The organism is Nonomuraea rhizosphaerae (genome assembly GCF_019396405.1).
Taxonomy (GTDB): domain Bacteria; phylum Actinomycetota; class Actinomycetes; order Streptosporangiales; family Streptosporangiaceae; genus Nonomuraea; species Nonomuraea rhizosphaerae.
Map to the genome: position 1 here is coordinate 1 of NZ_JAHKRL010000075.1, position 10,379 is coordinate 10,379.

The 10,379-nt window shown below is 69.6% G+C and carries 10 protein-coding genes; 5 read left to right on the top strand and 5 right to left on the bottom strand.

Features of this window, described 5'->3' with window-relative positions; all coding sequences use genetic code 11:
• Positions 1-123: 123 nt before the first annotated feature.
• Complete coding sequence (locus KME77_RS03480; protein ID WP_219461862.1) at positions 124-1,077, bottom strand: hypothetical protein; 954 nt, start codon at positions 1,075-1,077, stop codon at positions 124-126.
• A gap of 1 nt (position 1,078) precedes the next feature.
• Positions 1,079-1,579, bottom strand: coding sequence for a SigE family RNA polymerase sigma factor (locus KME77_RS03485; RefSeq protein WP_219461864.1), 501 nt, complete (start codon positions 1,577-1,579; stop codon positions 1,079-1,081).
• Positions 1,580-1,723: 144 nt separating this feature from the next.
• Between KME77_RS03485 and KME77_RS03490 the strand changes: the two genes are divergently transcribed.
• Positions 1,724-2,086 carry a hypothetical protein gene (locus KME77_RS03490; RefSeq protein WP_219461866.1) on the top strand — a complete coding sequence of 121 codons (363 nt, stop codon included), beginning with the start codon at positions 1,724-1,726 and terminating at the stop codon, positions 2,084-2,086.
• Positions 2,087-2,149: 63 nt separating this feature from the next.
• On the top strand, positions 2,150-3,802 hold the full coding sequence (locus KME77_RS03495; RefSeq protein ID WP_219461868.1) for a DNA repair helicase XPB: 1,653 nt from the start codon (positions 2,150-2,152) through the stop codon (positions 3,800-3,802).
• Between the two features lie 217 nt (positions 3,803-4,019).
• On the opposite strand, the gene KME77_RS03500 is transcribed toward KME77_RS03495, so the two are convergent.
• The gene (locus KME77_RS03500) at positions 4,020-4,346 is read right to left on the bottom strand and encodes a hypothetical protein (protein WP_219461870.1); all 327 of its coding nucleotides are present in this window, start codon (positions 4,344-4,346) and stop codon (positions 4,020-4,022) included.
• A gap of 121 nt (positions 4,347-4,467) precedes the next feature.
• Here KME77_RS03500 and KME77_RS03505 point away from each other — a divergent pair, with 121 nt between their 5' ends.
• The 3 genes from KME77_RS03505 to KME77_RS03515 all read left to right on the top strand — a co-directional run bounded on the left by KME77_RS03505 (position 4,468) and on the right by KME77_RS03515 (position 7,522).
• A complete protein-coding gene (locus tag KME77_RS03505) occupies positions 4,468-6,486 on the top strand; it encodes a HelD family protein (protein ID WP_219461872.1) in 2,019 nt (672 codons plus the stop codon).
• Between the two features lie 86 nt (positions 6,487-6,572).
• On the top strand, positions 6,573-7,103 hold the full coding sequence (locus KME77_RS03510; RefSeq protein WP_219461873.1) for a YbhB/YbcL family Raf kinase inhibitor-like protein: 531 nt from the start codon (positions 6,573-6,575) through the stop codon (positions 7,101-7,103).
• Positions 7,103-7,522, top strand: coding sequence for a GNAT family N-acetyltransferase (locus tag KME77_RS03515; RefSeq protein WP_219461875.1), 420 nt, complete (start codon positions 7,103-7,105; stop codon positions 7,520-7,522). Before KME77_RS03510 ends, KME77_RS03515 begins: the two co-directional genes overlap by 1 nt.
• Positions 7,523-7,855: 333 nt before the next feature.
• Here the strand turns inward: KME77_RS03515 and groL are convergent, their stop codons facing one another.
• Together groL and KME77_RS03525 are read right to left on the bottom strand one after the other, a co-directional pair.
• On the bottom strand, positions 7,856-9,481 hold the full coding sequence (gene groL / locus KME77_RS03520) for a chaperonin GroEL (RefSeq protein ID WP_219461877.1): 1,626 nt from the start codon (positions 9,479-9,481) through the stop codon (positions 7,856-7,858).
• Between the two features lie 474 nt (positions 9,482-9,955).
• Positions 9,956-10,156 carry a cold-shock protein gene (locus KME77_RS03525; protein ID WP_049559825.1) on the bottom strand — a complete coding sequence of 67 codons (201 nt, stop codon included), beginning with the start codon at positions 10,154-10,156 and terminating at the stop codon, positions 9,956-9,958.
• Between the last annotated feature and the right edge of the window lie 223 nt (positions 10,157-10,379).

Consider the following 10,379-nt stretch of genomic DNA (forward strand, 5'->3'; position numbering starts at 1 on the left):
CCCGAGACCACATGATCGCTGGATCCACGCCATCAGGTCAGTGTCTCAACCACCACACAGAACTGGCGTTGAGCGAGTCACCCGGAATCATCCGGCCGAGATGACCCGCTTAACACCAGCCACCTAGTCGTTCTCGTCGATCGCGCCCTGCAGCCTGTCCTGGGACGTGATGTTCTCCACCCGGCCCAGCGCCGCTCCGCCCGAGTCGTAGGCCGTCACCCGGCGGATGGTGGGCAAGCGGAAGAACCCGTCGTCCCCGGAGTGGACGCGCGTCCTGCCGATGTAGAAGCCGTTCCGCACGCCGGCCGTCATCCTCTTCCCGTCCGCGAACTCCACCTCCACGCGGACGGCCCCGGGAGCCACCCGCCCGGCCACCACCGCGAACAGCGGGTCCCGATCCCGGCCCGGGTTGATCATCGACTGCATCTGGGTGTCGTAGACGTCCACGCTGATCTTCCCGCGCAGCACCGGCCTGCCCGGCGGTTTACCGCCCCAGTACGTGAAGTGCGGCTCCTCCGGATAACTGACCAGCCGGACGGCCGGCGTGCACAGCACGAACCCCTTGACGCTGCCGACCAGCCGCGTCACGCCCACCTTGTCCTTGACCTCCACGAGCCAGCGGTAGTCCTTGACCGTCCCGTACTGCTTGAGCACCTGGTCGGCGTCCATGTTGTGCACCGGGCCGCCCTTGGGCATGCAGTCCTCGACCAGGGCGTACTGCGCGACCGTGTTGCGTGGCAGGCCCTTGATGTCCGGCACGTACGCGTCCGGCATCCCGCGCGTGGCGCTGGCCGTCGGGACGGGCCGCGTGACAGTGGCCGTGGGCCTCGCCGTCGCCAGGACCGAGGGGGAGACGGCGGGAGCGGGCCGGAACAGCTCCGGCCGGGTGCGCGTCGCCACCACCCCGATCGCCGCCACCACGCAGGCCGCCGCCGCGAGGGCCAGCCCCCATCTCGGCCGCCGCATGCGCACCCGCCCCTGCAGGGCGCGCGCCGCGACCGACTGGGGGTCCACGGGCCGCGCCTGGTCGGCCAGCCTGCTCAGCGCCTCGGTGACCGCGCGTTCGTCGACTGGCATCTCACGCCTCCTGGATGACGGTCTCGCCCACCAGCTCGCGCAGCCGCTTCACGGCCTGGTGGGTCTGGCTGCGTACGGTGCCGATCGAGCACCCCATGATCCGGGCGACGTCGGACTCCGGGAGGTCCTCGAAGTAGCGCAGCACCAGCACGGCCCGCTTCTTGGCGGGCAGGTGGCGCAGCGCCTGTTCGAGGGTGAGCCGGTCGTCCACGCGGGCGGTGCCATCGCCGTCGCTGCGCTCGGGCGGCGTCTCCACCACGTGCTCGCGGCCCCAGCGCGGGCTGCGCCACCGGCCGACCTGCTCGTGGTACATCACCCTGCGCACGTACGCCTCGGGATCGCCCCTGATCGACCGCCACCGGTCCGCGGTCCGGGCCAGGGCGCTCTGGAGCAGGTCCTCGGCGGTGTGCTGGTCTCCGGTGAGCACGTACGCCAGACGGATCAGACTGTCCGATCGCGACGTGACGAACGCCGTGAAGACTCGTTGGTCGTCCGGATGCAACACGCCTCCCTGGTCCGGGTCTCGCCCTCTAAAGACGTGTGGGAGGGTCTCGATCTATGGCGAGCGGGCAGAGCGGGCCGGACGCGTAGCCATTCCGTGATAAATGTTGACGGGGAAAACAACGTCGACGGGGTCGGAGGTGACATGAGTCAGGAAGATCCGGGCGGATATCCGTACCAACCTTATGGCGCACCGTACGGTCAGCAGCCGCCACCCGACTACGGATACGGGTACGGCTACGGTTATCCCCCGCCGCCACGATCCGAGGGGCCCAGGGCGACCGCCATCGTCGCGCTCGTGCTCAATCTCCTCGCCACCGTCTCCTGCTGCAACATCCTGGCCATCCCGGGAGCCGTCTGCGCGGGCATGGCACTGTCGCGGGCGAGCACCCAGGAGACCAGCGCGCGCAGCCTGCTCGTGTGGAGCTGGATCCTGTTCGGGGCGGGGTTCGCGCTGTCGTTCGTCGTCTTCATGGTTCTCGGCCTCAACGGCGCCTTCGACGACTGATCGCCTGTTCCGGGACTGTTCCCGCCGTCGTGCGTGTTGGATAGGCGTCAACAGTAGGAAGGGATGTCCGTGAACGACGGCCCGCTCATCGTCCAGTCGGACAAGACGCTGCTCCTCGAGGTCGAGCACGAGAAGGCCGGCGAGTGCCGCAAGGCCATCGCGCCGTTCGCCGAGCTCGAGCGCGCCCCCGAACACGTGCACACCTATCGCGTCACCCCGCTGGCGCTGTGGAACGCGCGCGCGGCGGGGCACGACGCCGAGCAGGTGATCGACGCGCTGATCAGCTACAGCCGCTACCCGGTGCCGCACGCGCTGCTCGTCGACATCGCCGAGACCATGGCCCGCTACGGCCGGCTCAAGCTGGAGAAGGACCCGGCCGGCGGCCTGGTGCTGACCTCCACCGACCGGGCGGTCCTGGAGGAGGTGCTGCGCTCCAAGAAGATCCAGCCCATGCTGGGCGAACGGCTCGACGACGACTCGGTGGCCGTGCACCCGAGCGACCGGGGCAACGTCAAGCAGGCGCTGCTCAAGCTGGGCTGGCCGGCCGAGGACCTGGCCGGCTACGTGGACGGCGAGCACCACCGCATCACGCTGCGGGAGGAGGGCTGGTCGCTGCGTCAATACCAGCGTGAGGCGGCCGACGCCTTCTGGCACGGCGGCTCCGGCGTGGTCGTGCTGCCCTGCGGGGCGGGCAAGACGATCGTCGGCGCGGCCGCGATGGCCGAGGCGCAGGCCACGACGCTGATCCTGGTCACCAACACGGTCAGCGCGCACCAGTGGAAGCAGGAGCTGCTCAAGCGCACCTCGCTCACCGAGGACGAGATCGGCGAATACTCCGGCAGCAGGAAGGAGATCCGCCCGGTCACCATCGCCACCTATCAGGTGATGACGACCAGGCGGAAGGGCGTCTACAGCCACCTGGAGCTGTTCGACGCGCGCGACTGGGGGCTGATCGTCTACGACGAGGTGCACCTGCTGCCCGCGCCGATCTTCCGCATGACCGCCGACCTGCAGGCCCGCCGCCGTGTCGGGCTGACCGCGACGCTGGTGCGCGAGGACGGCCGCGAGGGCGACGTGTTCTCGCTGATCGGCCCCAAGCGCTACGACGCGCCCTGGAAGGAGATGGAGAACCAGGGCTGGATCGCCCCGGCCGACTGCGTCGAGGTCCGCGTGACGCTGACGGACGAGGAGCGGCTGGCGTACGCGATGGCCGAGGCCGAGGAGCGTTACCGCTTCTGCGCGACCACGCCGTCCAAGACGCGGGTGACCGAGGCCCTCGTCCGCCGTCACCTGGGCGAGCAGGTGCTGGTCATCGGCCAGTACATCGACCAGCTCGACGAGCTGGGCGAGCACCTCAACGCTCCGGTGATCAAGGGCGAGACCAGGATCAAGGAGCGCGAGCGCCTCTACCAGGCCTTCCGTGACAAGGAGATCCAGGTCCTGGTCGTCTCCAAGGTGGCCAACTTCTCCATCGACCTGCCCGAGGCGGCGGTGGCGATCCAGGTGTCGGGGACGTTCGGGTCGCGTCAGGAGGAGGCGCAGCGGCTCGGCCGGGTGCTGCGGCCCAAGGCCGACGGCGGCGGGGCCCGCTTCTACACGGTGGTCAGCCGCGACACGGTCGACCAGGAGTTCGCGGCGCACCGGCAGCGGTTCCTGGCCGAGCAGGGCTACGCGTACCAGATCATCGACGCCGACGACGTGCTCGGTGGGGTGTGATCGCCGGGTGAGCCCGTGACGCCTGGCCGCTCACCCTCCGAGCGGCCAGGCTCGACGTCCGTCACGTCCAGGAGACTCCACGGGTCGTCGACAATCGAACCACCCCCCTCACCGGCGTACTCTCGCCGCCGCATTCGCTGATCCGCCAGCGACATACCCCCATGATCCGGCAAATCCACCTGATATGCCCGATTTCTCGGGGATTGCCAGGTGGTCGTTATCTGGCCAGCATGCCGCCGAGGAACAGCACGCCTTCGGCGGCGATCCACAGGACCACCCCCACGCCCATGAACCGGCTGAACACCCTCGGGTCACTCCTGGCCGCCGGCATCAGCCAGGCGGCGACGGTGCAGCAGGCGGCGGCCACGGCGAACAGCCCCGACACCGACGAGACCGAGTCGAGCCGCTGGGAGCAGCCCTGCGCCGTCTCCCCGCCCGCGCAGAAGGCCTCCAGCCCCCATCCCGCGAACACCGACAAACCCCAGAGGGCCGCCAGCAGGAAGCTCGCGACCGTGGGGATGATCGGAGAGATGCCGAACCTCACCCGCGCCACGCTGTCCTTCTACCCCGGGTAAATCCGTTGGAAGCCTGTCGGACGTCCTACTAAGCTGGTGGATTCGCTGCCTGTCCACCCCCGTTTCCCCCTCCCGAGGAGGCGCTTCCGCATGCCCGCGCACCAACTGGCCCCCGACATACCCGGCGACCCCGCCGCCCCCGCCGACGTCCTGGCCGCCGAGCAGGCCCACCTGGCCGAGTCGAGGGCCGCGCTGCAGGCCATGCGCCTGCACGCCCAGTCGCTGTCGGCCGACGCGGCGGGCGACTGGGTCTCCCAGCAGATCCTGCAGTCCCTGCTCGACAAGCGGGTCGCCGCGCTGGCCGACCACCCCGACACCCCCTTGTTCTTCGGCCGCCTCGACCGGGCCGCCGGTGACGACCTGCCCGGCACCATCTACGTCGGCCGCCGCCACGTGCACGACGGCAACAGCCGCCCGCTGGTGATCGACTGGCGGGCGCCGGTGTCCCAGGCGTTCTACCAGGCCAGCCCCTCCGAGCCGATGAGCGTCGTACGACGGCGGCGCTTCGGCTACCACGGCGGCGCGCTGACCGCCTTCGAGGACGAGCCCCTGGCCGAGGGCGGCGACATCGGCCCGTCGAGGATCCTGACCGAGGAGATCGAGCGCCCGCGCACGGGCCCCATGCGCGACATCGTCGCCACGATCCAGCCCGACCAGGACGAGATCGTCCGCGCCACGCTCGGCCAGACCGTCTGCGTCCAGGGCGCCCCCGGCACCGGCAAGACGGCCGTGGGCCTGCACCGGGCCGCCTACCTGCTGTACACCCACCGCGAGCGGCTGGCCAGGTCGGGCGTGATGATCGTCGGCCCCAACCGCGCGTTCCTGTCCTACATCTCCTCCGTGCTGCCCGCCCTCGGCGAGGTCAAGGTCGACCAGACCACGGTCGCCGGGCTGCTCGGCGAGCACGCCGCGCCCGAGGACCCGGCGGTGTCGGCGGTCAAGGGCGACGCCCGCATGGCCGCCGTGCTGGAGCGGGCGCTGTGGCTGCACATCATCAAGCCGACCGAGGGCGTCGTCTACTCCAAGGGCGCCTACCGCTTCCGGGTGGCCGACCACGAGGTGCGCGAGATCGTGGCCTCGCTGCGCGGCACCACCCGCTACGGCCCCGGGCGGGCCGCGCTGGCGCAGCGCCTGGCCCACATGGTCCTGGTACGCATGGAGCAGCGCGGCGAGTCGCCCGACGACCGGGTCCAGGACGCGGTGGCCCGCTCGAAGCCGGTCAAGCAGCTCGTGGACGCGGTGTGGCCGAAGCTGGCGCCCGAGCAGGTGCTGTTCAGGCTGCTGTCGGACGCCGAGTTCCTGGCCCGCGCCGCCAGGTCCGGCCTGTCGCCCGAGGAGCAGGAGACACTGCTCTGGCGCAAACCGTACCGGGGGTGGAAGTCCGCCAAGTGGTCGGCCGCCGACGCCGCGCTCCTCGACGAGCTGGGCGACCTCATCGAGCGCACGCCCTCGCTCGGCCACCTGGTCGTGGACGAGGCCCAGGACCTGTCCGAGATGCAGCTGCGCGCGCTCGGGCGGCGCTGCCGCAACGGCTCGGCCACCGTGCTCGGCGACCTCGCCCAGGGCACCACGCCGTGGTCCACCACCTCCTGGGAGGCCGTGCTCCGGCACCTCGGCCAGGACACGGGCGAGGTCACCGAGCTGACGCTGGGCTTCCGCGTGCCGCGTGAGGTCCTCGACTTCGCCGCCCGCCTGCTGCCCTCCGTCGCCCCCGCCCTGGCCCCGCCGCGCTCCCTCCGCCCCGGCGTGGGCTCGCTGTCCGTACGCGCCGGCGGCTCGGTGGCCGAGGCCGCCCGCGAGGCGCTCACCCGGGAGGGCTCCATCGGCGTGATCGTCCCGGACGCCCTGGTCGAGGAGGTCTCCGGCCACCTCGCCGGCCTCCCCCACGCCGTCCTCGACCCCGACAGCACCGACGAGCACCGCCTGCTGGTCGTCCCCGCCACGCTGGCCAAGGGCCTGGAGTACGACCACGTGATCGTCGTCGAGCCGGCCGACATCGTGGCGGCCGAGCCACGCGGCCTGGCCAGGCTGTACGTGGTCCTGACCCGAGCGGTCACCTCCCTGACGGTCCTGCACGCCAAGCCCCTGCCGGCCGCGCTGAGTACCTGACCTCCGGACGGGCACGGGAGTCCTCCTAGGATGACGAAGAGGATCAGCAGTGGATCGCAACCAGGATCTAAACCAAGGAGGATGCCGTGCCCGCACCGCTTCCACATGAATACCTGCCGCCGGTCGCCTCGCTCACGGTCCGGAGCGGTGACATCACCGACGGGGAGAGGCTGAGCGACCTCCATGTCTTCAACGACTGGGGCATGACCGGCCAGAACCTCTCCCCCCACCTGCAGTGGTCCGGCGCCCCCGCCGAGACCCAGAGCTACGCCGTGACCTGCTACGACCCCGACGCCCCCACGGGCAGCGGGTTCTGGCACTGGGTGCTGTTCGACATCCCGGCCTCGGTCACCGAGCTGCCCACCGGCGCGGGCACGGCCCCGGAGTTCAAGGGCCTGCCGCAGGGCGCCAAGCACGCCCGCAACGACTACGGCTCCACGGAGTACGGCGGCGCCGCCCCGCCTCCCGGCGACCCGCACCGCTACGTCTACACGGTCCACGCCCTGGGCGTGCCGGAGCTGGGCGTGGGCGCCGACGCCAGCCCCGCCGTGGTCGGCTTCAACATCACCGCGAACACCCTCGCCCGAGGTCACGTCGTCGCCCACTTCGGCGTCTGATGGCGGTCGAGATACGCAACGGCGGGCGCGACGACGTGCCCGCCGTTCTCGATTTCTGGCTGGTGGCCGGCGAGCCGACCGACCGCCACGACGCCCCCGACAAGGTGCGGGCGCTGATCTCACGCGACCCCGAGGCCCTGCTCGTCGCGGAGGAGGACGGCCGGATGGTCGGCACCCTCATCGCGGGCTGGGACGGCTGGCGCGCCCACCTCTACCGCCTCGCGGTCCATCCCGGCCATCGCCGCAAAGGCATCGCGACAAAGCTCCTGGCGGCGGCCGAGGAGAGATTCGCGGAGTTCGCCGCATTCAGGGCGGACGCGATGGTCCTGGACGACAACACGGACGCTCACAAAGCGTGGCAGGCCGCCGGTTACGCCCCGCAGCCGACGTGGTCGAGATGGGTAAAAATGCTGCCCTGAACCGGGGCCGGCGTCGTGCGCATAGCGCCCAATCATTGGACTCGCACTTACATATGGGATTGCACCTGTGCATCCGTAATTGGGAAATCGCCGGCACCGGATGAGAATTCGCACGTCACGGCGGCCGGCTGTCATCCGGTCAGCGGGCGTATTCCTGGAGGCCGTCAACCCCGTGCGGCGGGTGGCGGTGGGAGCGGCTTGCCGTACAAGAGAAAGTCTTCACGCGAGGACCGGAAGCCGCAAAAGCCTAATGGGGTTTCGCGTCCGCACAAGAAAAGAGACCGGCCCGGACGCCGAAGCGTCCGAGCCGGTCCCAAAAAACGCGACTAGGGCTCAGAAGTCCATGTCGCCGCCGCCCGGCATGGCCGGGGCAGCGGACGCCTTCTCGGGCTTCTCCGCAATTACCGCCTCAGTCGTGAGGAACAGCGCGGCAATGGAAGCGGCGTTCTGCAGCGCCGAGCGCGTCACCTTGGCCGGGTCGAGGATCCCCGACTCGAACATGTTGACGTACTCGCCCGTGGCGGCGTTGAGGCCCTCACCCGGGGTCAGGTTGCGGACCTTCTCCACCACGACGCCGCCCTCAAGGCCGGCGTTGACGGCGATCTGCTTCAGCGGCTCCTCGAGCGCCTTGCGGACGATCGCGGCACCGGTGGCCTCGTCACCCGCCAGCTCGAGCTTGTCGAACGCCTTGGCGCCCGCCTGCAGCAGCGCCACGCCACCGCCGGGGACGATGCCCTCCTCGACGGCCGCCTTCGCGTTGCGAACGGCGTCCTCGATGCGGTGCTTGCGCTCCTTCAGCTCGACCTCGGTCGCCGCGCCGGCCTTGATGACGGCCACGCCGCCGGCCAGCTTGGCGAGGCGCTCCTGGAGCTTCTCGCGGTCGTAGTCGGAGTCCGTCCGCTCGATCTCGGCGCGGATCTCGTTGACCCGGCCGGCGATCTGGTCGGGGTCACCGGCGCCGTCGACGATGGTGGTCTCGTCCTTGGTCACGACGACCTTGCGGGCGCGGCCGAGCATGTCGAGGCTGGCGTTCTCCAGCTTCAGGCCCAGCTCCTCGGAGATGACCTGGCCGCCGGTCAGCGTGCCGATGTCGCCGAGCATGGCCTTGCGGCGGTCACCGAAGCCCGGGGCCTTGACCGCGACGGAGCGGAACAGGCCGCGGATCTTGTTGACCACCAGGGTGGCCAGGGCCTCGCCCTCGATGTCCTCGGCGATGATCAGCAGCGGCTTGCCGGACTGCACGACCTTGTCGAGCAGCGGCAGCAGGTCCTTGTTGGCCGAGACCTTGCCGTTGACGATCAGGATGTACGGGTCCTCGAGCACGGCCTCCATGCGGTCGGAGTCCGTGACGAAGTACATCGACGTCATGCCCTTGTCGAAGCGCATGCCCTCGGTGAGCTCGAGCTCGAGGCCGAAGGTGTTGCTCTCCTCGACGGTGATGACGCCTTCCTTGCCGACCTTGTCCATCGCCTCGGCGATGAGCGAGCCGATCTCGGGGTCGGCGGCGGAGATGGAGGCGGTGGAGGCGATCTGCTCCTTGGTCTCCACGTCCTTGGCCAGCTTGGAGAGCTCCTCGCTGACCCGCTCGACGGCCGACTCGATGCCCTTCTTCAGGGCCATCGGGTTGGCGCCCGCTGCGACGTTGCGCAGCCCCTCACGCACAAGCGCCTGGGCGAGCACGGTGGCGGTGGTGGTGCCGTCGCCGGCGACGTCATCCGTCTTCTTGGCGACTTCCTTGACCAGCTCGGCGCCGATCTTCTCCCACGGGTCCTCGAGCTCGATCTCCTTGGCGATGGAGACACCGTCGTTGGTGATCGTGGGAGCGCCCCACTTCTTCTCCAGCACGACGTTACGGCCCTTGGGCCCAAGGGTCACCTTGACGGCGTCAGCGAGCTGGTTCATACCGCGCTCGAGACCGCGCCGGGCGTCCTCGTCAAACGCGATCATCTTGGCTGCCATAAGGCTAGACCTCCCAGATGCAGGGTGGCTTCAGTGGACCGAGCCGACGCCCGCGACGGCATGGGCCTGCATCTCCGTTCGGCAGGCCCCATCGTCCCGATCCAGCGCTGGCACTCGTTAACAGAGAGTGCCAACGAACTGTTTAGCACTCTACAGGGTCGAGTGCAAGCTGAGCGCCACTCACGCCTGGTCAAAGCCACAGGCGTCGGCGAAAGGGCTCGCACCTGGCCAAAGCCTCACGCGGCGCCAGAACGCGCCCGCACCCGGCGCGGGGTCCGTACGCCGGGTCCATGGCGGTTCTACAGCGGTCCCACGGCGGGTCCGTACGGCGGGGCCCGTACGGACGGCTCGCGCGGACGGTTCGTACGGCGGGCCCTTGGGAGCCCGCCGCACCGTGGTCGACGGGAGGTCTGTAGCGGTCTCGCCTGGACTGCGCTGCCATGCGAAGCCGCCGGGGGCGTGCCAGCGTGGTGGTCAGACCGAGCGGACAGATTCCGCTTGGGGTCCCTTCTGGCCTTGCGTGATCTCGAACTCGACGCGCTGGCCCTGTTCGAGAGAGCGATAGCCGTCCATCATGATCGCTGAGTAATGGACGAATACATCCTTACCACCGTCTACCGCGATGAAACCATAGCCCTTGTCCGCGTTGAACCACTTGACGGTGCCCTGCGCCACTTCCGACTCCTCTTACTGGGCTCATGGATCCCACCCATTCCTCCGCGAGATCCTCAATCGCCGGACTTATGGAGATATCAGCCAGACGATCGCCCTCGACCATACCTGTGGCACGGCGTTTGGCAACAGAGTCAATCAACAAATTACGTATTTCCTCTGGCCAGCACCCGTTCAATCTTGAAATGTACGGGAAAAGCAGAAGGCGCTCCCTCTCGGGAGCGCC

Bases quoted from the DNA above. Each gene is read 5' to 3' on its own strand.
- KME77_RS03480 (WP_219461862.1), bottom strand. From the start codon at position 1,077: ATGCCAGTCGACGAACGCGCGGTCACCGAGGCGCTGAGCAGGCTGGCC.
- KME77_RS03490 (WP_219461866.1), top strand. From the start codon at position 1,724: ATGAGTCAGGAAGATCCGGGCGGATATCCGTACCAACCTTATGGCGCA.
- KME77_RS03495 (WP_219461868.1), top strand. From the start codon at position 2,150: ATGTCCGTGAACGACGGCCCGCTCATCGTCCAGTCGGACAAGACGCTG.
- KME77_RS03505 (WP_219461872.1), top strand. From the start codon at position 4,468: ATGCCCGCGCACCAACTGGCCCCCGACATACCCGGCGACCCCGCCGCC.
- KME77_RS03515 (WP_219461875.1), top strand. From the start codon at position 7,103: ATGGCGGTCGAGATACGCAACGGCGGGCGCGACGACGTGCCCGCCGTT.
- groL (WP_219461877.1), bottom strand. From the start codon at position 9,481: ATGGCAGCCAAGATGATCGCGTTTGACGAGGACGCCCGGCGCGGTCTC.